The sequence below is a fragment of the Cupriavidus sp. Agwp_2 genome (assembly GCF_040784895.1).
Lineage (GTDB): Bacteria > Pseudomonadota > Gammaproteobacteria > Burkholderiales > Burkholderiaceae > Cupriavidus.
The window spans coordinates 1,517,345-1,540,725 of record NZ_CP088084.1; the positions used below are offsets into that span (position 1 = coordinate 1,517,345).

At 68.4% G+C, this 23,381-nt stretch carries 22 protein-coding genes and 1 riboswitch; of the genes, 12 read left to right on the top strand and 10 right to left on the bottom strand.

Annotated features, from left to right (window positions below; translation table 11 throughout):
• Nucleotides 1–2: 2 nt before the first annotated feature.
• From LPA45_RS24595 to LPA45_RS24625, 7 genes are all read right to left on the bottom strand, one after another.
• The gene (locus tag LPA45_RS24595) at nucleotides 3–758 is read right to left on the bottom strand and encodes an aspartate/glutamate racemase family protein (RefSeq protein WP_116318777.1); all 756 of its coding nucleotides are present in this window, start codon (nucleotides 756–758) and stop codon (nucleotides 3–5) included.
• A gap of 36 nt (nucleotides 759–794) precedes the next feature.
• Nucleotides 795–1,250 (bottom strand): thioesterase family protein, encoded by a 456-nt coding sequence (locus tag LPA45_RS24600; protein WP_116318778.1) that lies wholly within the window; start codon nucleotides 1,248–1,250, stop codon nucleotides 795–797.
• Nucleotides 1,247–2,404, bottom strand: coding sequence for an FAD-dependent monooxygenase (locus LPA45_RS24605; protein ID WP_317921433.1), 1,158 nt, complete (start codon nucleotides 2,402–2,404; stop codon nucleotides 1,247–1,249). Before LPA45_RS24605 ends, LPA45_RS24600 begins: the two co-directional genes overlap by 4 nt.
• Nucleotides 2,401–3,294, bottom strand: a complete 894-nt coding sequence (locus LPA45_RS24610; RefSeq protein ID WP_317921432.1) for a VOC family protein — start codon at nucleotides 3,292–3,294, stop codon at nucleotides 2,401–2,403. The genes LPA45_RS24605 and LPA45_RS24610 overlap by 4 nt, the downstream gene beginning before the upstream one ends.
• Nucleotide 3,295: 1 nt before the next feature.
• Complete coding sequence (locus tag LPA45_RS24615; RefSeq protein WP_116318781.1) at nucleotides 3,296–4,996, bottom strand: AMP-binding protein; 1,701 nt, start codon at nucleotides 4,994–4,996, stop codon at nucleotides 3,296–3,298.
• 89 nt (nucleotides 4,997–5,085) lie between these two features.
• Nucleotides 5,086–6,339, bottom strand: coding sequence for an alpha/beta hydrolase (locus tag LPA45_RS24620; protein WP_199414558.1), 1,254 nt, complete (start codon nucleotides 6,337–6,339; stop codon nucleotides 5,086–5,088).
• A gap of 298 nt (nucleotides 6,340–6,637) precedes the next feature.
• Nucleotides 6,638–7,438, bottom strand: coding sequence for a DNA-binding transcriptional regulator (locus tag LPA45_RS24625; RefSeq protein WP_116318782.1), 801 nt, complete (start codon nucleotides 7,436–7,438; stop codon nucleotides 6,638–6,640).
• A 141-nt stretch (nucleotides 7,439–7,579) separates the two neighbouring features.
• Here LPA45_RS24625 and LPA45_RS24630 point away from each other — a divergent pair, with 141 nt between their 5' ends.
• The 7 genes from LPA45_RS24630 (at nucleotide 7,580) to dmpG (ending at nucleotide 15,377) form a co-directional block, all read left to right on the top strand.
• Entirely contained in the window at nucleotides 7,580–8,518 is a 939-nt protein-coding gene (locus LPA45_RS24630; RefSeq protein ID WP_317921429.1) for an alpha/beta fold hydrolase, read from the top strand.
• Nucleotides 8,519–8,609: 91 nt separating this feature from the next.
• A complete protein-coding gene (locus LPA45_RS24635) occupies nucleotides 8,610–10,514 on the top strand; it encodes a bifunctional 3-(3-hydroxy-phenyl)propionate/3-hydroxycinnamic acid hydroxylase (protein WP_116318784.1) in 1,905 nt (634 codons plus the stop codon).
• 1 nt (nucleotide 10,515) lies between these two features.
• Nucleotides 10,516–11,457: a 3-carboxyethylcatechol 2,3-dioxygenase gene (locus tag LPA45_RS24640; protein ID WP_116318785.1), complete on the top strand. Its 942-nt coding sequence runs from the start codon at nucleotides 10,516–10,518 to the stop codon at nucleotides 11,455–11,457.
• A 35-nt stretch (nucleotides 11,458–11,492) separates the two neighbouring features.
• Entirely contained in the window at nucleotides 11,493–12,284 is a 792-nt protein-coding gene (gene mhpD / locus LPA45_RS24645; protein ID WP_116318786.1) for a 2-keto-4-pentenoate hydratase, read from the top strand.
• Nucleotides 12,285–12,334: 50 nt separating this feature from the next.
• Nucleotides 12,335–13,342 (top strand): tripartite tricarboxylate transporter substrate binding protein, encoded by a 1,008-nt coding sequence (locus LPA45_RS24650; RefSeq protein WP_116318787.1) that lies wholly within the window; start codon nucleotides 12,335–12,337, stop codon nucleotides 13,340–13,342.
• 20 nt (nucleotides 13,343–13,362) lie between these two features.
• On the top strand, nucleotides 13,363–14,313 hold the full coding sequence (locus tag LPA45_RS24655; protein WP_317921426.1) for an acetaldehyde dehydrogenase (acetylating): 951 nt from the start codon (nucleotides 13,363–13,365) through the stop codon (nucleotides 14,311–14,313).
• A gap of 14 nt (nucleotides 14,314–14,327) precedes the next feature.
• Entirely contained in the window at nucleotides 14,328–15,377 is a 1,050-nt protein-coding gene (gene dmpG, locus LPA45_RS24660; protein WP_317921424.1) for a 4-hydroxy-2-oxovalerate aldolase, read from the top strand.
• Here dmpG and LPA45_RS24665 read toward each other — a convergent pair.
• From LPA45_RS24665 to LPA45_RS24675, 3 genes are all read right to left on the bottom strand, one after another.
• Nucleotides 15,355–16,251, bottom strand: coding sequence for a GntR family transcriptional regulator (locus tag LPA45_RS24665; RefSeq protein WP_116318950.1), 897 nt, complete (start codon nucleotides 16,249–16,251; stop codon nucleotides 15,355–15,357). The genes dmpG and LPA45_RS24665 overlap by 23 nt on opposite strands.
• 140 nt (nucleotides 16,252–16,391) lie before the next feature.
• On the bottom strand, nucleotides 16,392–17,000 hold the full coding sequence (locus LPA45_RS24670) for a glutathione S-transferase (protein ID WP_116318790.1): 609 nt from the start codon (nucleotides 16,998–17,000) through the stop codon (nucleotides 16,392–16,394).
• A gap of 86 nt (nucleotides 17,001–17,086) precedes the next feature.
• Nucleotides 17,087–18,040, bottom strand: a complete 954-nt coding sequence (locus LPA45_RS24675; protein ID WP_116318791.1) for a LysR substrate-binding domain-containing protein — start codon at nucleotides 18,038–18,040, stop codon at nucleotides 17,087–17,089.
• Nucleotides 18,041–18,173: 133 nt separating this feature from the next.
• Here LPA45_RS24675 and LPA45_RS24680 point away from each other — a divergent pair, with 133 nt between their 5' ends.
• The 5 genes from LPA45_RS24680 (at nucleotide 18,174) to LPA45_RS24700 (ending at nucleotide 23,373) form a co-directional block, all read left to right on the top strand.
• On the top strand, nucleotides 18,174–20,003 hold the full coding sequence (locus LPA45_RS24680) for a gamma-glutamyltransferase family protein (protein ID WP_116318792.1): 1,830 nt from the start codon (nucleotides 18,174–18,176) through the stop codon (nucleotides 20,001–20,003).
• A 76-nt stretch (nucleotides 20,004–20,079) separates the two neighbouring features.
• The gene (locus tag LPA45_RS24685; RefSeq protein WP_116318793.1) at nucleotides 20,080–21,057 is read left to right on the top strand and encodes a tripartite tricarboxylate transporter substrate binding protein; all 978 of its coding nucleotides are present in this window, start codon (nucleotides 20,080–20,082) and stop codon (nucleotides 21,055–21,057) included.
• A 1-nt stretch (nucleotide 21,058) separates the two neighbouring features.
• Nucleotides 21,059–21,619, top strand: a complete 561-nt coding sequence (locus LPA45_RS24690; protein WP_317921419.1) for a GAF domain-containing protein — start codon at nucleotides 21,059–21,061, stop codon at nucleotides 21,617–21,619.
• 81 nt (nucleotides 21,620–21,700) lie between these two features.
• Nucleotides 21,701–21,852: riboswitch (FMN riboswitch) on the top strand.
• A gap of 75 nt (nucleotides 21,853–21,927) precedes the next feature.
• On the top strand, nucleotides 21,928–22,437 hold the full coding sequence (locus LPA45_RS24695) for a 6,7-dimethyl-8-ribityllumazine synthase (RefSeq protein ID WP_116318794.1): 510 nt from the start codon (nucleotides 21,928–21,930) through the stop codon (nucleotides 22,435–22,437).
• A 183-nt stretch (nucleotides 22,438–22,620) separates the two neighbouring features.
• Nucleotides 22,621–23,373, top strand: a complete 753-nt coding sequence (locus LPA45_RS24700) for a DUF3348 domain-containing protein (protein ID WP_116318795.1) — start codon at nucleotides 22,621–22,623, stop codon at nucleotides 23,371–23,373.
• Nucleotides 23,374–23,381 lie beyond the last annotated feature (8 nt).

Genomic DNA, 23,381 nt, shown 5'->3' on the forward strand with positions numbered 1-23,381 from the left:
CGTCATGCCAGTCCGGTGCGGCTGCCGAGCAAGGCGCCTGCGCCCGGCGCCTCGGCGCGCAGGCCGAGCCGGCGCAGCATCTGGCGCGCGGTGCAGGCCGCCGTCGACGTCACCGGGATGCCTAGCGCCTGCTGCGCCGGCTCCAGCGCCGCCAGCGATGGCATCTGCACGCAGGCGGACAGCACCACCACGTCGACGCCGGCGGTATCCAGCCGCTGCACATCCTGCAGCAACTGCATCGGGTCGCGCGCACCGACTTCCAGGTTGTCGAGGATCGAGAAGTTGATCGCATCCTGCACCGCGATGCCTTCGCTTTCGATGTAGTCGACCACGGTGCGCGTGAGCGCATCGCTGTATGGCGCCAGCAGCGCAATGCGGCGCGCGCCGAAGTCCTTCAGTTCCTCCACCAGCGCGCCGGCCGAGGTCATTACTTCGGGCAAATGCGGCGCGTCGCCGATCGCCGCGGTGAGGTCTTCGATGACCTGCCGGTGGTAGCCCTGCCCCATGCACATGGTCGCGACCAGGCATGCGGTGCTCATGATGTCGACGCGCGCGTCGGCCAGTTCCTGCGCGCAGCGGCCCATGTCGCGGTTCATCTGCGCCAGTTCCTCGGCCACCACGCGGTGCATGCGCACCCGGCTCGAATGAAAGGAGAAGCGTTCGGGCAGCACCTGCATGCGGCCGGCGAAAATGGCGGGGACTTCGCGCTCCATGGTGATGTTGGAGCTGGGAACGATCTGTCCGATTCTGTATTGCATGATGAAATTCGAGAAAGTCGGCGGCAGTGCCGCGCATCAGCGCGCTGCCGCAGGCCGCTGGAAAGCCGACAGCGCGGCGCGCAGGGAGTCGGGGATGGGCGTGCCGACGCGCTCGTCCAGCCGCACGCAGATCGGCGAGAAGGTCGCGTCGAACACCGCGCTCCCGTCCGGGCGCCTGGCCGTGCAGCGGATGTCGTAGGAACGCGTGCGGATCGCTTCGACCCGGCACTCGATGTCGATCACATCGTCCGGCCACAAGGTGCCGATGAATTCGAAACGCATGGCCTTGCACGGCGTGCCGACGCCATGCGCGGTGCCGAGGCGGCCCGTGCCACCGGCGATATGGTCGGAGAACAACCCCACCGCACCGAGCAGGTAGTCCGTGAAGCGTCCGGTGTAGACCACCCCGGCCGGATCGCAGTCGCCCCAGCGCACGGTGCGGCGCACCACGAATGGCTGCTCGCTGAGTACATACTCGGTGGCGCGGATCATGGGTGCTGCCCGGCCGGCACCGACACGCCCGCCGCCGTCAGCTCGGCAAGCAGGTTCGGGTATTGCTCGCGCAGCCGGTTCAGGTCGACGCGGCCGGTACGGGTCATAAAGCGGAACACGAACTCATGCGCCGTGGGCAGATCCATCCATTCGCGGATGCGTTCGTACCAGTTGTACGAGGCCTCGGACGCACTGATCAGCTTGGCCTTCTCCGGGCGGCGCCTGGCATCGTAACGCTGCAGCGCAGCCTGCACATCATCCGGCGAGGCGACGATGGCCTCGGCCAGCGCGATCGCGTCTTCCATGGCAATGCGCGTACCCGAGCCGATCGAGAAATGCGCACTGGTGAGCGCATCGCCGATCAGCACCTGGTTGCCGACATGCCAGGTGTCATTGACGATCACCGGGAACTGGCGCCACACCGAGTTGTTCGACACCAGCCGGTAGCCACCCAGCTCTGCGGCGAAGATCTTCTCGAACAGCGCCTGGCGCTCTTCCTGCGTCATCGACTCCATGCCGAAGTCGAGCCAGGTCTGGTGGTCGCACTCGGCCACGAAGGTGCTCATCGAGTCCGAGTAGGGATAGTAGTGCGCGACGAAATACCCGCCTTCGTACTTGCGGAACACCAGCGCGGGGTTCGGGAACGGCTTCTCCACGCCATACCACGCGAAGTGGTTGGTCAGGCTGTGGCGGCGCGTGCCGAAGCCGGCCTCGTTGGCCGCGCGCAGCTGCGAATTGACGCCGTCCGCACCGACTACCAGGTCGGCATCGATCGCCGAGAAATCGCTGATGCGCTGGTTGTACGTGATCCGCACCCCCAGCTCCCGCGCGCGCGCCTGCAGGATCTGCAGCAGCCGGAGGCGCGGAATTGCGCCGCCGCCCGCGCCAGGGCGCTTCATCGTGATCGGGTGCTCGTGGCTGACGATGGAATGGCGGTCGCTGAAGCGCATCGCGCGCGCCAGCTCATCGACCACGGCCGGCGACGCCGCGCGCAGGTTGGACAGCCCGGTATCGGCCAGCACCACGCCAAAGCCGAAAGTGGCGTCTTCCGGATTCTGCTCGTAGATGTCGATGTCGACTCCGGCGAGCCGTTCCTTCAGCAGGATAGCCAGGAACAGCCCCGACGGGCCGCCCCCGATGATGGCGATCTTCATTTGGCGTCCCCCGGGGCGATGACCAATGCATCCATGTCGAACTGTTCGATGCGCCCCGCCAGCCCGCCGGTCAGCGCGCCGTACCAGACCGCCGGCTTGAAGCCGAGCGCCTTGCGGCCGAAGCGGATGCCGGGGTTGCCGTCGATGCGCACGTAGCCGTTGCCGAGCGACGTCGTGTTGTAGCCTTCGGTCTTGCCGGCCACGTCGAGCAACGCAGAGAACTCGGGCACATCGAGCACGAACACCGAAGCCTTGCCGGCCGGCGCGCTCTTGTCGATCAGCGCGGCCTTGCGCTGCCACACCGGCTCGATCGAGCCGAACGGCGCGCCGTCCTTGCCGGCGTTCTCCAGCTCGATGGCGGCCTCGATGGTCAGCCGTGCGTCTTCGGCATCGGACTCGCTGAACGGTCGCACCTGCCAGGTGATCTCGATCGGGTAGCCGTTGGGATCGTTGAAGTAGATCGACTCGATCACCTCATGGCGGATCTGGTAGCGCAGCGGGATGCCGACCGCTTCGACGCGCTGGCGCCACAGCAGCAGCTCGGCCTCGTCGCGCACGCGCCAGGCGGTGTGGGTGGCGCGGTCCTGGTAGTGCTCGCGCACGGTGAGCCAGTCCGGGCGCTCGGTGCCGATGTAGTAGAAGAAGGCGATGGTGCTGCCGTTGCCGCTGTCGAAGAAGAAGTGCAGGAAGTCGGCATGGTTGTCCGGCCCCCAGCCCTTGGCGGAGATCGCATGCACCAACGGCAGGCCGAGCAGGTCGCGGTAGAAATGCACGGTCTCGGCCAGCTTCCAGGTCGGGCGCGCGGTGTGGTGCACGCCATGCAGCTGCACGGCAGGCGCTGCGGCAATGTTTGTCGCTTGGGTCGTCGATTGGGTCGTCGCTTGGGTCATCTCACTTCCCTTCGTTGGTGTTGCCACGGGCCGCCTCGGCCTCGAGCGTCTGGATAATCTGCTCTCGCAGCAGCGCCTTGCTGAGCTTGCCGGAGGCGGTCAGCGGGAATTCCCGCACAACTTCCAGCCGCTCCGGCCACTTGAATTTGGCGAGGCCCGCTTCGTGCAGGTACTGGGTCAGCTGCGGCAGCGACAGGCTGGTAGCCGGCGGCTTGGGCACGATGAACGCGCACACGCGCTCGCCGTAGATGCGGTCGGGCATGCCCACCACGGCGCAGGCGAGCACCGCCGGATGCAGGTTGATCACGTTCTCCAGCTCTTCCGCATTGATCTTCTCGCCACCGCGGTCGACCACGTCCTTGATGCGGCCGCAGAAGAAGTAATAGCGGCGCCCGTCGACCACGCGCGCCGACATCAGGTCGCCGGAGCGGTAGAAGCCGTCGGCGGTAAAGCGCGTCACATCTTCCTTCTCTGACTTGTAGTAGCCGAGGATCGTGTACGGGCCGCGGAACAGCGCCTCGCCGGCCTCGCCGTCGGGCACCGGATCCTCGGTGCCGGGATGGACGATCTTCACTTCGTCATGCTCGGACACCGGACTGCCGACCGAGGTATCGCGGATCTCCTGCGGATCGTCGCGGCGCGCGAACATGATCACGCCCTCGGTCATGCCGAAGATATGGTGCGTCGGCGAGCCGGTCAGCCGTGTCAGCCCCGCGGCATTCTTGGGCGCGACGAAGTTGCGGCGCGCGCGCTCGGCCGCACCGGCCTTGGCCAGCTCCGGCGCGATCCGCGTCAGGATCGGGCCGGCGACGCCGAACCAGGTCGGGCGGTAGTCGCGCACCAGCCGCTGCAGGTTCTCCTCGCCGATGTCAGGCGTCACGGTGACGGTCGCACCGGCGAGCAGGAACGGGCCGAAGAAGCAACCCATGTTCAGGTTGTGCATGTACGGCGTGGGGAAGAACAGCACGTCTTCCTGCGTGTAGCCGTTGCACGCGGCCACCGCGCGCATGTTGTACAGGTATTCGTTCTGGAAGCGCGGGATGATCTTGGGCACGCCGGTGGTACCGCCGGAAAGCTGGAACACCGCCACCTGGAAGGGATCGTGCCGCACGCCGGCGAGCAGTTCGCGCGCCCGCGCCAGCGGCATCTCCTGGATCAGGTCGGCAATCAACACTGCCTTGCCACGACGCTCGCCGCGCGCCTGCAGGATATGGGCAAGGCTCGGCACCTCGGCCTGCATTTCTTCGGCAAAAGCCACATCGTCAAACTTGGAATCGTCGCCCTGCACCAGGTGCAGCCGCGCTTCGCACAGGTTGCCCAGGTAGCCGATCTCCAGCTTGCGGAAGGCCTGCAGCGAGCACAGTGGGATGATGCCGGCCTTCAGGCAGGCGAAGAACGCCAGCAGCAGTTCATTGCAGTTGCCGCACTGGAACACGGCGCGGTCCAGCGGCTTCAGGCCGAGCGCCAGCAGCGCGGCGGCCAGGCGGTCGGTCTGCTCGTCAAGCTGGCGATAGGTCAGCTCGCCTTCGGGGCCCACCAGCGCCAGGCGGTCTGCATGGCGTTCGAACGATTCACGGAAGGCGCCCGCCAGGGATTCGCCGGTCAGCACGCCTTCGGCGACATAGCGGCGCAGGCGGTCTTCATCCGGATACCTGACTCCCTCCAGCAATTGCGGCGGACGGACGGTGTGGTTCTGCAGCATGTGTCTCTACCCTTTGTAGTCGATGGTCGGAGCCGCGCGCTTGATGTCGGGGGGCGACGTGCGCGCTGGCCCTGGTGGATGCTTGCCGGTTAGTTCATGTTCTCGCGCAGCCAGGCAACGATGTGGCGGCCGGCGATGCGCTGCCCCGGTTCCTCGTCCCGGCTCAGCGCCATGCCGTGGTGGTTGCCCCGCACGCGCAGGAGCTGCTTGCGCGTGCCGGGGATCTGGCGGTAGATCGCTTCGATGTCGGCCGGGAAGGTGCACTGGTCGCCGGTGTATTCCAGCAGCAGCGTGGGCTGGTGCAGCGCGTCGAGGGTCTTGTCGAGCGCGGCATTCGACGACAGCCCGGACCACGTCGACAGCCACGACTCCGGCGTGACCACGCGGCCGAAGCCGACGCTGCCCCAGTTCGACACGAACGGGTCCTTGCCCCACAGCGAGCCGGTCTTGCGATCCGAGGGATCAAGCGAGATGTCCCACGAGCGCAGGTCGGCATCGGTGCGCCAGACCTCGAAGATAGGGGCATGCGCGGCCACGCGGCGGTCGGCTTCGGTGCCGCTGCCGGCCTTGATGCGCTGCCGCGCTTCCTGCTTGGCCTTGAGGAGTGCGCGGGCGCGGTTGTCGATGCGGGCCACGCGTTTTTCCTGCGCGTCCCGGTAGCGAGCGATGAAGTCCGGCGCATAGGTGCCGCGGCCGGCGGCGGCGTCAAAACCGTTGGCGGCGGAGAACGGGTCGAGCGACGGGTCGGTTTGCATGGGGTCGTTCTCGTCGACGACGGAGGGGTCGAGGCCGCTCATCAGCAATTTGCCCTGGCCGGGGTGCGGCGAGACGAGGATCATGCCGTCGACCACTGGCATCGGGGCTTCGGCCAGGTTGGTCGGGCGGCCGCCTGGCGTGCGGGCGATGCGCTGGTCGGGGGCCGCTTGCGATTGCTGGTTGTAGAAGGCATACAGTCCCGCGCCGCCGGAGTTGCCTAGCAGCACGATGCGCTCGTAGCCGAGCTCGCGCAAGTGGGTCATGCCGGCGGCTACGTCGAGCAAGGCGAGTTCATGCTCCAGGCGCAGATCGTTGCCGATCGAGCGCGGGCCCTGGACCCAGCAGGCGCAGCCGGCGTCCAGCACGAATGGCACCAGGTAGTGGGTGATGGCCATTTCGCGGGGGTGCATCAGGGAGACGACGGTTTTTTCTTTTCCGGTGACCGTGAACAGGAAGCCTAGCGTGCGCTGGCCATCTGCCGTGGTGAGCGCATAGGGGACCATCTGGTACGGACGGGACATCAGGCGGGTGTCCCACGAGGCGCCGCGCATGCCTGCGGTTACTTGTGGCTTGTCTTGGTCGGTCACGGGGGCTCCTTGTTGGGTGGTAAATGATACCGTCTCAATAATGTAGGATTTATTTGATATCGTGTCAAATAATGGTAAACCTTGGGGGCTTGGCGGGGTGGGTGTGTTGTGCCTCCGGCTTGGCATCTGGTGGATATTTGATACGCCCGGTTCCGCCCTAAAGGGCGGAACAGGACATATCAAATATCCGCCAGATGCCCAGCCGCAGCACGCAGCACACAACACACAACACACAACACAAAAAACCAAACCGGATCCTTCCCGGAAGTCCGATCCTTACAAGGAGGCGCCAGTCCGCTCAGTCCCCTGCAAGGCCCGCCGCGATCTTGCCCGCAATGCTGGCCAGCGGCGCCACGAACTTCGCCTCCGCCTCGGCCGGCTTGAGCGCACGCGACAGATAAACCACGTTCAGGCTGCCGAGCACGCGCTCGCCCGCACGCAGCGGCACCGCAATGGCACTGATGTTGCGCTGTTCGCTCCAGTCCCCATGATTGGTGCTGAAGCCGTCCTCCCGCACACGCTTCACCAGGTTCTGCACGAACTGCGCATCGCTCGCAAGCGCGGCCTGCCGCTCGCCGCCGGCACCAGCGCGCAGCATCGCGACGACGCTCTCCTGCTCGGCCTCGGTGCAGTTGGCAAAGTACGCGCGCCCTGACGCCGTCAGCAGCATCGGCAGCCGCCGCCCGACCATGGCGCGGTGGAACGACAGCGGGCTGAAGCGGTGCGTGGTCTCGCGGATGATCATCGCGTCGCCGTCGGGCGTGGTCAGGTCGGAGGGCCACACCACTTGCTGCAGCAGTTCGCCCATCAGCGGCGCGGCGGTGGTGGAGATCCACTCGTCGTCGGTGAAGCCCTCGCTGAGCGTGCGCACCTGCAGCGTCAGGCGGAAGGTGTCGTCAGACTCGCTGCGCCGAACGAAACCCTGCCCCACCAGTGTCTCCAGCAGGCGCCGCACGGTGGTGCGGTGCAGCCCCGTCTCTTGCGCCAGTTGCTGGGCCGTTGCGCGCCCGCTTTCCATGCGGTTCAGCGCGCGCAGCACATCCAGGCCGCGCGTCAGTCCCCTGACATTGGCGTAAATGGCATCCCGCTCCAGCGCCATAAAAAGTCCTTTTAAATCAATGCCGTGCATTCCTTGCACAGTTTGCACATTTTTTTTGCCGCGAGCAACGCGGTCTCTAGACTTCCGTTCAAAGCAAGCCCCCCGAATGCAGGCACCCTGCACAGAACCTGGAGACAACCGATGTCGACGCAAGCCGCCCCGGCCACCGCCCCCAACACTTCCTCCCCCGCCGCCAAGCCGTTCCAGAGCATCTGGGCCGACCTGCGCGGCGTCAGCTTCACCCAGGGCTGGCTCGATGCCGGCGGCATCCAGACACGCTACCTGCACGCCGGCGATCGCAGCAAGCCCGCGCTGATCCTGCTGCACGGCGTCGGCGGCCACGCCGAGGCCTATGTGCGCAACCTGAAGGCGCACGCCGAGCACTTCGACGTCTGGGCCATCGACATGATCGGCCACGGCTGGACCGACAAGCCCGATGGCCCGCGCGAGGTGTCGGCCTACGTGGACCACGTGATCCGCGTGCTCGATGCGCTCGACATCGAACGCGCCTCGTTCAGCGGCGAATCGCTGGGCGGCTGGGTCGCCTCGCAACTGGCGATCGACCATCCCGAGCGCATCGAGCGCCTGGTGCTGAACACCGCAGGCGGCTCGCAAGCCGACCCGGTGGTGATGGAACGCCTGAAGACGCTGTCGATGCGCGCGGTCGAAGACCCGAGCTGGGACTTCATCAAGGCCCGCGTGGAATGGCTGATGGCCGACAAGTCCAGGGTCTTCGACGACCTCGTCGCCACGCGCCAGGCAATCTATGCGCAGCCCGGCATGGTCGAGGCGCAGCGCGGCAGCATGATCCTGCAGGACATGGAGACGCGCCAGCGCAACATCCTGCGTGCCGGCGACTACGGCCGCATCCAGGCGCCGACGCTGGTGCTGTGGACCTCCGACGATCCCACCGCCGATGTCTCCGAAGGCCGCCGCATCGCCACCATGATTCCCGGCGCGCTGTTCACGGTGATGGATGGCTGCGGCCACTGGCCGCAGTTCGAGGACGCCGACACCTTCAACCGCATCCACCTGGACTTCCTGCTCGGCAAGCCGGTGCCCGAGGCGACCACGGTCTGATGCGCTACGCGCATCCCTGACGACCGCGCTACGCGCATCCCTGACGGTCCGGGCCGCGCCCGGACACCCACAACATAAAACGGAGACAGACATGACCCACGCCATCGCCATGGCGGGCGGCGACGCTCGTCCCGACACTTTCGATTGCGACGTCGCCATCGTCGGTGCCGGGCCGGTCGGCCTGATGATCGCCAATATCCTCGGCCTGCAGGGCGTCAGCGTGGTGCTGGTGGAAAAGCTCGCGCAGATCATCGACTATCCGCGTGCCATCGGCCTGGACGACGAAGCGCTGCGCGTGTTCCAGTCGGTCGGGCTGGCGCAGACGCTGCTGCCGCACACCACGCCCAATCACTGGATGCGCTTCGTCACCGCGGGCGGGCGCTGCTTTGCGTCGATCGAGCCGCGCACCGACGAGTTCGGCTGGCCGCGCCGCAATGCCTTTATCCAGCCGCTGGCCGACCGCATCCTGTTCGAGGGCCTGCAGCGCTTCCCGCATGTGCGCACGCTGCTGGGCCACGGCGTGTCGTCGTTCACGCATGACGACCACGGCGTGCAGGTCGATGCCGCCGACGACGCCGGCCGGCCGGTGCGCATCCGTGCCGCCTACATGGTCGGTGCGGACGGCGGCAACAGCCTGGTGCGACGCGCGCTCGACATGCCGTTCGAAGGCCGCACCAAGCCCAACCAGTGGATCGTGGTGGACGTGCGCAATGACCCGATCGGTACGCCGCACATCTACATGCATTGCGACCCCGAGCGGCCCTATGTGTCGGCCGCGCTGCCGCACGGCATCCGCCGCTTCGAGTTCATGGTCATGCCCGGCGAGACCGAGGAAGAACTGTCGCGCCCCGAGAACATGGCCGCACTGATCCGCAAGGTCGTCGCCGACCCGGACAAGGTCGACTACATCCGCCAGCGCGTCTATACGCACAACGCACGCCTGGCGCGCGACTTCCGCGCCGGCCGCGTGCTGCTGGCGGGCGATGCCGCGCACATCATGCCGGTGTGGCAGGGCCAGGGCTACAACAGTGGCATCCGCGACGCCAGCAACCTGGGCTGGAAGCTGGCGATGGTGGTCAAGGGCCAGGCCGGCGATGCGCTGCTCGACACCTACACCGCCGAGCGCCGCGCCCATGCGCGTTCGATGATCCACCTGTCGGAAGTGGCCGGCGATATCTTCGCGCCTGCCAGCCGCGCGGGGTCGGCGCTGCGCGATGGGCTGACCAGGGTGCTGAACCGGTTCCCCGCGGTCAAGCAGTACTTTGTCGAGATGCGCTTCAAGCCGATGCCGCGCTACGAGCAAGGCGTCGTGCTCTTGCCCGAAGGCCAGCGCCTTCCTTCGCATCCCGGCCTGCTGGCGCGCTGGCTGGAGCGCTCTGGCAACTCCGCGCTGGGCCGTCTGCTGGGGCTGATGAGCGAGAAGCGCGAGTCGCTGGCCGGACGTCTGGTGCATGGCCGCGACCCGGCCGGCAACTCGCCGGTGGGCCGCATGTTCATCCAGCCGCTGGTGCGCACCGAAGCCAATACCGTCGAGCGCCTCGACGACGTGATCGGCAACCGCTTCGCCATCCTTGGCTGGGGCACCGATCCCACCTTCGGCCTGACCGCGCAGGCACGCGCGGTGTGGCGCCAGCTTGGCGGCGTGTTCGTGCTGGCCAAGCCGGACCCGCAGCTCGAATACCGCGACGACGTGCCCGACGGCGTGATCGCCGTGGGCGACGCGCACGGCCGGCTCAAGGACTGGTTCGGCAACCAGCCCGGCTCGGTGGTGCTGCTCCGGCCCGACCGCTTCGTCGCGGGCATGTGCTCGCCGCAACAGGTCTCGGAATCGGTGGTGGCGCTGGCGCGCAAGCTGGCCTTGCGCACCCCGGCTGCCGAGGAAGCCGAGGAAGCCGAGGAAACCGGGGAAACCGATACGCGTGCCGCCGCCCGCACCGCCGCGCCTTCGTACGACACCCAGGCCGCCGCCGTCCGGCAGCTTGCCGCAGGAGCCTGACATGCCGGTCCATCTTGAATGCCTGTCGCATACGCCGCTGCACGGCTACTACGACCCCGCGCCGGAAATCGTGGCCGAAGTCGAGCGCCTGCAGGCCGCGGCGCGCGCCCGCGTGGAAGCCTTTGATCCCGAACTGGTGGTGGTGTTTGCGCCCGACCACTACAACGGCTTCTTCTATGACGTGATGCCGCCGTTCTGTGTCGGCGTGGCCGCCAGCGCCATCGGCGACTTCAACAGCCTCGCCGGTCCGCTCGACGTGCCGCAGGACGTGGCGCTCGGCCTGGCCGAAGCGGTGATGGCGCAGGACCTCGACGTGGCGGTGTCGTACCGCATGCAGGTCGACCACGGCTGCGCGCAGGCGCTGGAAGTGCTGACCGGCGCGCTCGGCCGCTACCCGGTGATCCCGGTCTTCATCAACTCGGTCGCGCCGCCGATGGCAAGCTGCCGCCGCGCGCGGCTGCTGGGCGATGCCATCGGCCGCTACCTGGCGGGCCTGGGCAAGCGCGTGCTGGTGGTCGGCTCCGGCGGCATCTCGCACGAGCCGCCAGTGCCGGAGATCGCCGGCGCCAGCGCGGAGGTGGCGGAACGGCTGATCGCGGGACGCAACCCGCCGCCGGCTTCACGCCAGGCGCGGCAGGAGCGCACCGTGGCCGCCGCGCGCGCCTTTGCCGGCGGCGACAGCCAACTGCATGCGCTCAACCCTGACTGGGACCGCGCGTTCCTGGCGCTGCTCGCCAGTGGCGAACTGGCCCGGGTCGACAGCATGACCAACGACGGCATTACGCGCGACGCCGGCAAATCGGCCCATGAGGTGCGCACCTGGATCGCCGCCTTTGCCGCGCTCGCGGCGAGCGGCGCCTACCGCGCCGAACTGGACTACTACCGCCCGATCCCGGAATGGATCGCCGGCTTCGCGCTGATGCACGCCGCGCCTGCCCGCTGAACGCAGCCCCCTGACCCATCACAAGGACAACAGCCATGCCCGACCAGGAAACCATCCTCGCCCTCGCCGCTCGCCTGCGCGAAGCCGAACGCAGGCGCGCGCCGGTGCCGCCGCTGCGCGGCGAAATCGCCGCCGATGACGCGGCCACCGCCTATGCCGTGCAACGCGCCAACGTCGCCGTCTGGCAAGCGGCAGGTCGCCGCGTGGTCGGCCGCAAGATCGGCCTGACCTCGCCCGCGGTGCAGCGCCAGCTGGGCGTGGACCAGCCCGACTTCGGCACCCTGTTTGCAGACATGGTCTACGGCGACGACGAGCCGATCCCGATGGCGCGCACGCTGCAGCCCAAGGTCGAGGCCGAGGTGGCGCTGGTGCTGCGCCGCGACCTCGACGTGGCCGATGCCACGGTGCTAGACGTGCTGGGCGCGGTGGACTACGTGCTGCCGGCGATCGAGGTGGTCGGGAGCCGCATCGCCAACTGGGACATCTCGTATGTCGACACCGTGGCCGATAACGCTTCCAGCGGGCTGGTCGTGCTGGGCGCGGTGCCGGTGCCACTGTCCGGGCTGGACCTGAAGGCCGTCGAGATGGAGATGCGGTGCGGCGACGAACGCGTCTCGCAAGGCAACGGCGCCGCTTGCCTGGGCCATCCGCTCAACGCTGCAGTGTGGCTGGCGCGCAAGCTGGCCAGCCTGCGCGATCCGCTGCGCGCCGGCGACCTGGTGCTGACCGGAGCGCTGGGGCCGATGGTGCCGGCGCAGGCCGGCAAGACCTATGAGGCGCATATCGCCGGCGTCGGCACGGTGCGCGCGAAGTTCGCCGACAGCTGACACGCCCCCGGAAGCATTCAACCCATAACGACAGAGAAACGGAGACAAGCATGCAACGCCCCCATCGCAACCATCGCCTGCTGGTTAGGCTGCTCGCCCCCTTTGCCATCGGCGCCGCCCTGATCGGCAGCGCCGGCGCAGCGACAACGCAAGCGCCCGCCTTCCCAACCCGCCCCGTCACCATCGTGGTCCCGTTCCCGGCAGGCGGCATCACCGACATGATCGCGCGCCAGGTCGCGCAGCAGATGCAGGGCGACCTCGGCAAGCCGGTGATCGTGGAGAACCGCCCCGGCGGCGGCGGGCAGATCGCCGCGCTGGCGGTCAAGCGCGCCGAGCCGGACGGGCATACGGTGTTCGTCGCGGCCACCGAGATGTTTGCGATCAACCCGGGCCTGTACCGCAATTTCTCGTACGACCCGCTCAAGGACTTCAAGCCGGTGACGGCGCTGGCGGCATCGCCGCTGGTGCTGGTGGTGCCGCAGAACAGCCCGGCCAATTCGGTAAAAGACTTGGTCGCGCTGGCCAAGTCGCGCTCGGACGGAGTGAACTACGCCTCGCAGGGTATCGGCTCGATCGGACACCTGCTCGGCGGCCTGTTCGGCGACAAGGCTGGCGGCAAGTTCACCCACGTTGCCTACAAGGGCTCCGCGCCCGCACTGCAGGACGTGATGGCGGGCCAGGTCGACATGATGTTCGACCCGGTCATCACCACCTCGCCACTGATCAAGGGCGGCAAGGTCAAGGCGCTGGCAATCGCGTCGAGCAAGCGCTCGGCCAGCCTGCCCGATGTGCGCACGCTCGCCGAGCTGGGCGTGCCCGGCCTGGATGCCGGCGTGTGGTTCGGCATGGTGGTGCGCAGCGGCACGCCAGATGCCGTGGTCGCACGGCTCAATGAGTCCGCGTTGAAGGCGCTCAAGGCCCCGGAAGTGGCCAGGCGCTTCGCCGACCAGGGCCTCGATCCCATGCCCATGAACCCGCAGCAGTTCGGCACCTTCCTCGCCAGCGAAAGCACGCGCTGGACCCCGCTGGTCAAGGCCAGCGGCGCCAGTGTCGAGTAACCCATCCAAGGAGAATCCCTATGACGCGCAAGCTCAAAGCCGCCATCATCGGCTCGGGCAATATCGGCACCGACCTGATGATCAAGATCCTGCGGCATGGCCGGCAGGTCGAGATGGGCGCGATGGTCGGCATCGACCCCGCCTCCGACGGCCTGGCCCGCGCGGCCCGCATGGGCGTGGCCACCACGCATGAAGGCGTGGAAGGGCTGAGCCGGCTGCCGGTATTCGGCGACATCGACATCGTCTTCGATGCCACCAGCGCCGGCGCGCACGTGAAGAACGACGCCTTCCTGCGCGCGCTGCGCCCGGCGCTGCGCATGGTCGACCTGACCCCGGCGGCGATCGGCCCGTACTGCATCCCGGTGGTCAACGGCGCCGCGCACCTGGACGCGCCCAACGTCAACATGGTCACCTGCGGCGGCCAGGCCACCATCCCGATGGTGGCGGCGGTATCGCGCGTGGCGCCGGTGCACTACGCGGAGATCGTCGCCAGCATCTCCAGCAAGAGCGCCGGCCCCGGCACGCGCGCCAATATCGACGAATTCACCGAAACCACCTCGCGCGCCATCGAGCAGGTGGGCGGCGCGCGCCGCGGCAAGGCCATCATCGTGCTGAACCCGGCCGAGCCGCCGCTGCTCATGCGCGACACCGTGTACTGCCTGAGCGAGCCGGCCGACCAGGACGCCATTGCCGAATCGGTGGCGCGCATGGCCGCCGACGTGCAGCGCTATGTGCCGGGCTACCGCCTCAAGCAGGCGGTGCAGTTCGAGGCAATCACCGCGGACGCGCCGCTCAATATCCCGGGGCTGGGACGCCTTGCCGGCCTGAAAACCACGGTGTTCCTTGAAGTCGAGGGCGCCGCGCACTACCTGCCCGCCTATGCCGGCAACCTGGACATCATGACCAGCGCCGCGCTGAACACCGCCGAGAGCATGGCCGAAGCCATGCTCGCCGAGTCCGCCGCGGCCTGAACAGGAACCACGCCATGAGCACCGACAAGAAACTCTATATCTCCGACGTGACGCTGCGCGACGGCAGCCACGCCATCCGCCACCAGTACAGCGTGGCGCAGGTCCGCCAGATCGCCGCGGCACTCGATAAGGCCGGCGTCGATTCGATCGAAGTCGCGCACGGCGACGGGCTGCAAGGCTCCAGCTTCAACTACGGCTTCGGCGCGCATACCGACCTGGAGTGGATCGAGGCCGTCGCCGACGTGGTCAGCCACGCCAGGATCGCCACGCTGCTGCTTCCCGGCATCGGCACCGTCCACGACCTCAAGGACGCCTGCCAGGCCGGCGCGCGCATCGTGCGCGTGGCCACGCACTGCACCGAGGCCGACATCTCGCGCCAGCATATCGAGGCGGCGCGCGAGCTGGGCATGGAAGCGGTCGGCTTCCTGATGATGAGCCACATGACCACGCCGCAGCAGCTGGCGCAGCAGGCCAGGCTGATGGAGAGCTACGGTGCGACCTGCTGCTACGTGGTCGATTCCGGCGGCGCGCTTACCATGGATGGCGTGCGCGACCGCTTCCGCGCATTCAAGGATGTGCTCAAGCCCGAAACGCTGACCGGCATGCACGCGCACCACAATCTGAGCCTGGGCGTGGCCAACAGCATCGTCGCGGTGGAGGAAGGCTGCGACCGCATCGACGCCAGCCTGGCCGGCATGGGCGCGGGCGCGGGCAATGCGCCGCTGGAGGTGTTTATCGCCGCCGCCGAGCGCATGGGCTGGCATCACGGCACCGACCTGTACCAGCTGATGGACGCCGCTGACGACCTGGTGCGCCCGCTGCAGGACCGGCCGGTGCGGGTCGACCGCGAGACACTGGCGCTGGGCTATGCGGGGGTGTATTCGAGCTTCCTGCGCCACAGCGAAGCGGCCGCGGCGCGCTATGGCCTGAAGACCGTCGACGTGCTGGTCGAGCTGGGGCGCCGGCGCATGGTGGGCGGTCAGGAAGACATGATCGTGGACGTGGCGCTGGACCTGCTGAGCCAGCCGCCGACAGAATCGGCTACGGCTCCAGCAGCCGGCTGATCTGCGCCAGCGCGTTGAGCGTGTGCTGCAGGTGCTCGCGCATCGCCTCCGAGGCTTCCTCGTTGCGCTCGCGCGCAAGCAGGTCCAGCACGTGCAGGTGCTGCCTGGCGTGTTCCGGGTAGCGCTCGCGATCCCGCATCGAGCGGTAGGACAGCAGCCGGCGCACGCGGTTGACGCGCCGGATGGTGTCGATGAAAAACGCGTTGCCCGACGCCTCGACCAGCGTTTCATGGAAGCGCACGCCGCGGTCGTGCAGCTGGTCGGCGCTGTCGGTCTCGATGCCGCCTTCCAGCAGGTGCCGCTCGGCGGCGCGCAGCCGCTCGATCGCCTGTGGCTCGAGCCGGTAGGTGGGTTCGAGCAGCGCGGCCGGCTCCAGCGCCAGCCGCAGCCGGTAGGACTGCAGCAGCGAATCGGGCGTGGTCAGCATCGACGAGAACTCCCAGCCATAGCCGGGCTTGCGCTCGCCCCAGCCCTCCTGCGCAATCCGCTTGAGCACGGTGCTGAGCTGGGTGGCGGTCAGGCCGTAGCGCTGCCGCAGGTGCTGCTCGGAGACCTCCATTTCCAGGGACCCTTGCAGCAAGTCTTCCGCGATCTGGAAATAGGCCGCGCTGGCCAGGTCGGGCTCGGCCAGGCCCAGCTGCGAGGCAAACTCCGCGGCCGGCGCCGCCACCGGCTGCGCCAGGAAGAAGCCGCGGTTTTTCTCGCGCGTAAGCACGCCCTTCTCGTGCAGCAGCGCGAGCGCCTCGTTGACGGGCGAGCGCGATACGCGCAGCTTGTCGGCCAGCATTTGCGCCGGCAGGTGCGCGCCGACGGTCAGGCCTTCGGCCTGGATCAGCGCAACGATCTGGGTGGCAATGGATCGGTCGTGGTTCATGGTCTGCGGCCATGGTGCGGCTTGCATCTGGCGCCGGGGCGCTGCCTGTGTTGGCGGCGTCACCCGGCGGAGCCGGCCAGGCGGGAGCGATGGGTGCGCCAGAAGCTTACCGCAATCGGCGGCCGGGCTCCCGGGAGCTGTCATGCGTGGGGCAGCGCGCTAAAAGCAGGAAAGCTTTCGAGCTGCGCCGCAAGCGCCGCCAGCGCCGGGTGCGCCGCCCGGTCGACGTGGCCGGGCAGCAGCGCCTGGGTGAAGGTCCACACCACGCCCGCGGTCAGCGTGGCTTGGGTCACGGCCGCCTCGTCGGCCGGCACAGGCATGCGGGCGATTTCGTCTTCCAGCAGCGCAAAGGCGCTGGCACGCTGGCCGTCGACGCGCTCGACCCACGGCTGGTGCACCTTCTCCGCCGGCCGCAGGTTGTGCTCGTACACGTGCTGCACTGCCTTCTCGCTGGCAGCCAGCGCCAGGCCGATGGTGCGCAGCGCGCGCTGGCGCTCGTCCAGCGACGCAGGCATCAGGCTGCGGCCGGACAGCGCTTCGGCGTAGTCGATGATCAGGGTCGAGTCCATCAGCACCACGCCGTTGTCGCACACCAGCGACGGCGCCTTGACCACCGGGTTGATGGCGCGGAACTGGTCGAAGGTGCGGAACACGGAAATGGATTCGTGGGTGAACGGCAAACCCAGCAGGCGCAGCGTGATGGCGACACGGCGCACGTAGGGGGAATCGAGCATGCCGATGAGTCGCATGGGTATTGCTCCGGGTTGGGGTTGAGGGCAATGCGGGACGTGAAGCTGCTTATGATCGCCGAGCCTTGGCGGCAATGCCAGCGTCCTCACCCTTCCGCCCATTTCAGGCTGCCCAACGTCGCCACCAGCGACACCACCACATCATCCTCCAGCGCCTGCCGCCGCCACATCACCCCCACCGGCGGCAAGTCCCAGCTCAGCGCATGCGGCAAGACCGCCGCGCCCCCGCCCTCGACCAGCTCCCCGGCCACCGCGCGCGGCACGATGGTGGTGGCCGCCGCGTGGTTGCGCAGCAGCGTGGCCATGGTCTTGATCGAGTAGGTCTCGACGATCGGCACCGGCTGCGCCACGCCGGCCACCGCGAAGATGGTGTTGATGGTGCGCCGGATCGGCGTGTTCGGCGGCGGCAGGATCCAGTCGCGTTCGGCCAGCCGGCGCCAGTCGAGCGGCCCGCGCCCGAGCCGGCTGGCGGCACCGGCGGGCACCACCAGCGCCGGCTCCTCGCGATACAGCGGCTGCTGGGCGATGTCCGCGCCGGGCGCGTAGAAGGTGCGCGCCACCACGCAATCCAGCTCGTGCTCGCGCAGCGCCGCCACCAGCTCGTCGGTGGTGCCCTCGCGCACCAGCACCGAGACCCGCGGCGACTGGGTCAGGCCAAAGCTGCAGGCGGCATCGAGGACGGTACGGCTGATAAACGGAATCACGCCGATGCGCAGCCGCCCCGACATGCCGGCACCGATTGCCGCCAGCTCCCGACCCAGCGCATCGGTATCCGCCAGCGTCAGCCGCGCATGCGCCAGCACCGCGCGGCCCGTGGGCGTGGGCTCCAGGCCGCGCCGGGTGCGGGTGAACAGCGGCACCATGAAGATGTCCTCGATCTCGCGCAGGGTCTTGGTGACCGCGGGCTGCGACAGGTTCAGCTCCGCGGCCACGCGCGACACCGAGCGCTGGCGTTCCAGCGCCAGCAGCAGCGGCAGGTGCCTGAGGCGCAGGCGCGAGACGAGGTTGTGGACCAGCTTGTCGGGGGCGGCGAGGGACACGGGGAATTCCTGCAAACAGGGAGAACAGTCGGCGGACAGTCGTATAACCAAATCGTAATACAACGATAACTATTCAGGCGATCGTGGTTATTCACCAGTCCTATACTGGCTCGCATCACCGGAGCTGCAATCCATGTTCACTACCCGCCCCGAAATCGTCGGCACCTTTGGCGTTGCCGCCTCCACCCACTGGCTGGCCACGCAGACCGCCATGGGCGTGCTGGAACGCGGCGGCAATGCCTTCGACGCCGCCGCGGCGGCCGGCTTTGTGCTGCAGGTGGTCGAGCCGCACCTGAACGGCCCCGGGGGCGAAGTCCCGATCATTTTCTGGAGCGAGCGCGAGCGCCGCATGCGCACCCTGTGCGGCCAGGGCCCGGCGCCGGCGCTTGCCGATCCCGCCGCGCTGCGCGCGCAGGGCCTGGAGCTGATGCCGGGCATCGGCCTGGTCCCGGCCACCGTCCCCGGCGCCTTCGGCGCATGGCTGACGATGCTGCGTGATCACGGCACGTGGTCGCTGGCCGACGTGCTGGCGCCCGCCATCGGCTACGCGCGCGACGGCTTCCCGCTGGTGCCGCGGATCTCGCGCGCGATCCTGGCGGTGCAGGCGCTGTTCCGCGACGAATGGCACAGCTCGGCGGCCACCTGGCTGCCGGACGGCAAGGTGCCGCGCCCGGGCAGCCTGCACACGTTGCCGGTGCTGGCCGATACCTACACCCGCATCGTCGAAGATGCCCAGCGCCGCAGCGACAGCCGCACCGGCCAGATCGACGCCGCGCTGAATTGCTGGTACCGCGGCTTCGTCGCCGAAGAAATCGACGCGTACTGCCGCAACACGCCGGTGCGCGACACCACCGGCGACAAGCACACCGGCCTGCTGCGCTATGACGACATGGCCGGCTGGACACCCGAGGAAGAGGATCCTGTCACGCTCGACTTCGGCCGCCACACCGTGGCCAAGTGCGGCATCTGGAGCCAGGGTCCGGTGTTCCTGCAGCAGCTCGGCATGCTGCGCCACGCCGGGCTGGCGCAGCATGCGCCCGATTCCCCCGAATTCGTGCACCGCATTGCCGAGGCCACCAAGCTGGCCATGGCCGACCGCCTGGCGTGGTACGGCGATCCCCGCTTCGCGCACAGCCCGCTCGCCGCGCTGCTCGACGACGGCTACCTGGCCGCGCGCGCGCAGCGCATCGGCGAACGCGCGGCGCTGGCTATCGATCCCGGCACGCTCAACGGCATGGCGCCGCGCCTGCCCGACCTGGGCGCGGCCGAACGCACGCTGCGGCGCGCCGACGTGCGCTTCGGCGTGGGCGAGCCGACCTTCGCCGAGCTGCCGCCGGTGGCCGAATGGGCCGAACGCGAGCTGTTCGTCGGCGACACCTGCCATATCGACGTGATCGACCGCCACGGCAATATGGTCGCCGCCACGCCGTCGGGCGGCTGGCTGTCCTCCAGCCCGACCATCCCGACGCTGGGCTTCGCGCTCAATACCCGCCTGCAGATGACCTGGCTGGAGCCGGGCCTGCCCAACACGCTGGCCCCCGGCAAGCGCCCCTGCACCACGCTGTCGCCGTCGCTGGCGCTGCGCGACGGCGAGCCCTACATGGTGTTCGGCACCCCGGGCGGCGACCAGCAGGACCAGTGGTCGCTGGCATTCTTCCTGCGCCATGCGGTCCATGGCATGAACCTGCAGGAAGCGATCGACGCGCCGGCCTGGCATATCGACCATTTCCCGGGCTCGTTCTGGCCGCGCCAGACCGTGCTCAACCGCATCAGCGTGGAATCGCGCTTCCCGGCGGCAACGCTGGCGGCGCTGCGCGAACGCGGGCATGAGGTGCGCGTGGGCGAGGCCTGGTCCGAAGGCCGCATGTCGGCATGCTCGCGCGAACGCGACGGGCGCGGGCGGCTGGTGCTGCGCGCCGGCGCCAATCCGCGCGGCATGCAGGGCTACGCAGTGGGTCGCTGACCGATGCGTCGCTGACGATTCGATGCATGACAGCGGACCGCACCAGGTCCGCGCAAGTACCAAGGAGGAAGGAAAAATGCGCGCAGTACTGAAAACCCTGCTGGGCGGCGTGGCCGCGCTGGCGATGTGCCTGGCGGCCCCGGCCGGCGCCAGCGAAACCTGGCCGCAGAAGCCGATCACGCTGATCGTGCCGTGGGCCGCCGGCGGCTCGACCGATATCCTCGCGCGCGTGCTGTCCGAGCACCTGACGCGCTCGCTCGGCCAGCCGGTGATCGTCGACAACAAGCCGGGCGCTTCCGGCAACATCGGCTCCGCCATGGTGGCCCGCGCCAAGCCCGACGGCTACACGCTGCTGGTGGGCTCGATGAGCACCCACGCCATGAACCCGGCGCTGATGTCCAATATGCCGTTCCGCGGCGTGGATGACTTCACGCCGCTGGGCCTGCTGGCGTACGTGACCAACACCATGGTGGTACACCCGTCGGTGCCGGCGCAGAACGTCAGGGAACTGGTGGCCTACGCCAAGGCCAACCCGGGCAAGCTGGCCTACGCCAGCGCGGGTCCCGGCTCCACCAACCACCTCAGCGCGGTGCTGTTCGAGAAGATGGCCGGCATTCAGATGCTGCACGTGCCGTACAAGGGCGGCGCGCCGGCGGTGGTCGATACCGTGGCCGGGCAGACCCAGCTGCTGTTCTCGGCGGGCACGCAGACGCTGCCGCACGTCAAGGCGGGCAAGCTGCGCCTGCTGGCCGTGACCGAGAGCAAGCGCTCACCGCTGCTGCCCAGCGTGCCGACCGTTGCCGAGACCCTGCCCGGCTACGAGCTGGCGGTCTGGTACGGCGCCTTCGGGCCCAAGGGCATGCCCGCCGAGCTGACGGCGCGGCTGAACCGCGAGATCAACACCGTGATGGCGATGCCTGAAGTCAAGGCCAAGATGAACGCCATCGGCGTTGAAACCGCGACCTCCACGCCGCAACAGTTCGGCACCATCATGCGCCGCGATGCCGACCGCTACGGCAAGCTGATCCGCGAACTCGGCATCCAGGGGGAATGACGTGAGCCAGGCATCGCACCAGGCATCTCATTTCGTCCCGCAAGCCGGCGCACCGCTGGAAGACGCCGGCTCGCTGATCGCGCAGGTCAACCTGCTGTGCGATGCGCTGCGGCAGGCGCGCGAACCAGCCGCGGCGCTCGATGCGATCGGCGCGGCCACGCTGCGCACGCTCGGCCCCGGGTTGTTGACGATCAATGCCTGGCATGTGGAGACTGCGCGGATCGAACGTCTGTGGTCTTCCGACACCGCCGCCTATCCGGTCGGCGGGCACAAGACCAAGGGCGACAGCCCGTGGCGCCGGCAATTGCTGGAACGCGGCGAAGTCTTTGTCGGCGAAGGCGATGACGCGCTGGCGGCGGTGTTCGACGACGTGCAGGTAATCCGCACCCTCGGCTGCACGGCGGTGGTCAATGTGCCGCTGGGCTACCAGGGCGCGGTGATCGGCACCTTCAACTACCTGGCCGATCGCGCGATCTGGTCGGCGGCAGAGGTGGCAACGCTCAGGCTGCTGGCGGCGCTGTCGGTGGCGCCGGTGCAGGCGCTGACCGCTGCGCGCACCTGACGAAACCGGCCGCCAACACCGAACGCCACTCTGCGGTATGATTCCCCCGCCGCGTTGAACGCACAACCAAGCACAACGCGGCAACGTTCTCAGGGCAGGGTGGAAGTCCCTACCGGCGGTGAAGGCGTCTGACGCACAAGCCCGCGAGCGCCCGGCGTGTCCACACGCCGGGGTCAGCAGATTCGGTTCAAATCCGAAGCCGACGGTAATAGTCCGGATGAAAGAGAGCGAGCAAAAATGCCCCCGCCTCCACGGGGGCAAGTCTCGTGCGCCCTGATTCTGGCCAACTCCATCCGTACAGGAACACCATGAATCAGCCTGTCTCAGCTTTCCAGCGTGCCACCGCACCCGCGGCCGGCTTTTCCCTCCCCGAAGGCAAGCGTATTGCCTATATCCATGCCCAATGGCATGCCGATATCGTCCATCGCGCGCGCGACGCGTTCGTGGCCGAAATGGCAAAGCTCGGCGTCACCGCGGATGTCATCGACATCTTCGATGTCCCCGGGGCTTTCGAAATCCCCCTGCATGCGCAACGGCTCGCCAGATCCGGCAAATACGCCGCCATCGTCGCCAGCGGCTTTGTCGTCGACGGCGGCATCTACCGCCATGAATTTGTCGCCGATGCCGTCATCAGCGGCCTGATGCGGGTCCAGCTCGACACCGAGGTCCCTGTGTTCTCCGCCGTGCTGACTCCGAAGAGCTTCCACGAGCACGACGAGCACCATCGCTTCTTCGCCGAGCACTTCGTGACCAAGGGCCGCGAGGCGGCGCAGGCCTGCGTCCGCACGGTCGCGTCGCTGCAGAAGCTCGCGGCCTGATGCATTGAAGGGACGCGGCCGGCCTGTTCCTGCTCGCGGCAGGTTCAGGATTCACGAACCGCGGGATTTCCTGAACAGCCCGGCTCGCCCACGGCGGCATCCCTTGCCGCCACTCCCCTCCCCCGGATACTGCCGCCCGCCTCCCCGAGGCGTGTAAACTGCTGGCTTTTTGAATCCGGCGGTATGTCCCAAGAGCCCCGGCGCACAGGTTTCAGCGGTCCGACGCTAGTCCGGCTGCTGGCGCGCCTGACCGACGCCGACGCCCCACCTCCTGCAACGTCACTTTCGGGCCAGCTGAGCCAATGGCTGGGCTGGCCGGACGCGATCGCCCTGTCGGCCGCCCTGAAAGGTGCGCCGGCTGCGGTGCCGGCCAACCCGCGTGCCTCCGGCGCCACTGCGGAGGAGCAGGAATGCGCGCGCGTGCGCGGCGCGCTGGCCGATGCCATCGCCGGGGACAACGCCCTCGCCGCGCGCCGGCGCGGGCCGGGGCGGCCATCGGCGCTTGCCGAGGCCGTGGATGCGCAGGTGGACTACGCCATCTACCGCCACCGCTACGTGTCGCAGCAGCAGGCCATGGAGACCGCGATCGGCGCCTTGCGCGGGCGGCTGCGGGCGGCGTTGTCGACGCGTGCGCCGGACATGGCCCGGCTGGCGATGGTCGATGCCGTGATGGAGCGCGTGCTGGGCGCGCGCGAGCAAAGCGTGCTCGGCAGCGTGCCGACCCTGCTGGAAGGGCATTTCCAGCGTTTGCGCCAGGCGGAAGCCGCGGCGCTGTCCGAGGCGCATGCCGCCGCCGGGCAGGTTGCCGTGGCAGCGGTCGCGCCCGGCGCGTGGCTGGCCGTGTTTCGCAAGGATATGCAAAGCGTATTGCTGGCCGAGCTGGAAATACGCTTCCAACCCGTCGAAGGATTGCTCGCCGCCCTGCGCGGCAGCTGACCAGGACA

What these genes read in the sequence shown, in the direction of transcription:
- LPA45_RS24595 (WP_116318777.1), bottom strand. Translation starts at nt 758, where the DNA reads ATGCAATACAGAATCGGACAGATCGTTCCCAGCTCCAACATCACCATG.
- LPA45_RS24600 (WP_116318778.1), bottom strand. Translation starts at nt 1,250, where the DNA reads ATGATCCGCGCCACCGAGTATGTACTCAGCGAGCAGCCATTCGTGGTG.
- LPA45_RS24605 (WP_317921433.1), bottom strand. Translation starts at nt 2,404, where the DNA reads ATGAAGATCGCCATCATCGGGGGCGGCCCGTCGGGGCTGTTCCTGGCT.
- LPA45_RS24610 (WP_317921432.1), bottom strand. Translation starts at nt 3,294, where the DNA reads ATGACCCAAGCGACGACCCAATCGACGACCCAAGCGACAAACATTGCC.
- LPA45_RS24615 (WP_116318781.1), bottom strand. Translation starts at nt 4,996, where the DNA reads ATGCTGCAGAACCACACCGTCCGTCCGCCGCAATTGCTGGAGGGAGTC.
- LPA45_RS24625 (WP_116318782.1), bottom strand. Translation starts at nt 7,438, where the DNA reads ATGGCGCTGGAGCGGGATGCCATTTACGCCAATGTCAGGGGACTGACG.
- LPA45_RS24630 (WP_317921429.1), top strand. Translation starts at nt 7,580, where the DNA reads ATGTCGACGCAAGCCGCCCCGGCCACCGCCCCCAACACTTCCTCCCCC.
- LPA45_RS24635 (WP_116318784.1), top strand. Translation starts at nt 8,610, where the DNA reads ATGACCCACGCCATCGCCATGGCGGGCGGCGACGCTCGTCCCGACACT.
- LPA45_RS24640 (WP_116318785.1), top strand. Translation starts at nt 10,516, where the DNA reads ATGCCGGTCCATCTTGAATGCCTGTCGCATACGCCGCTGCACGGCTAC.
- mhpD (WP_116318786.1), top strand. Translation starts at nt 11,493, where the DNA reads ATGCCCGACCAGGAAACCATCCTCGCCCTCGCCGCTCGCCTGCGCGAA.
- LPA45_RS24650 (WP_116318787.1), top strand. Translation starts at nt 12,335, where the DNA reads ATGCAACGCCCCCATCGCAACCATCGCCTGCTGGTTAGGCTGCTCGCC.
- LPA45_RS24655 (WP_317921426.1), top strand. Translation starts at nt 13,363, where the DNA reads ATGACGCGCAAGCTCAAAGCCGCCATCATCGGCTCGGGCAATATCGGC.
- dmpG (WP_317921424.1), top strand. Translation starts at nt 14,328, where the DNA reads ATGAGCACCGACAAGAAACTCTATATCTCCGACGTGACGCTGCGCGAC.
- LPA45_RS24665 (WP_116318950.1), bottom strand. Translation starts at nt 16,251, where the DNA reads ATGAACCACGACCGATCCATTGCCACCCAGATCGTTGCGCTGATCCAG.
- LPA45_RS24670 (WP_116318790.1), bottom strand. Translation starts at nt 17,000, where the DNA reads ATGCGACTCATCGGCATGCTCGATTCCCCCTACGTGCGCCGTGTCGCC.
- LPA45_RS24680 (WP_116318792.1), top strand. Translation starts at nt 18,174, where the DNA reads ATGTTCACTACCCGCCCCGAAATCGTCGGCACCTTTGGCGTTGCCGCC.
- LPA45_RS24685 (WP_116318793.1), top strand. Translation starts at nt 20,080, where the DNA reads ATGCGCGCAGTACTGAAAACCCTGCTGGGCGGCGTGGCCGCGCTGGCG.
- LPA45_RS24695 (WP_116318794.1), top strand. Translation starts at nt 21,928, where the DNA reads ATGAATCAGCCTGTCTCAGCTTTCCAGCGTGCCACCGCACCCGCGGCC.
- LPA45_RS24700 (WP_116318795.1), top strand. Translation starts at nt 22,621, where the DNA reads ATGTCCCAAGAGCCCCGGCGCACAGGTTTCAGCGGTCCGACGCTAGTC.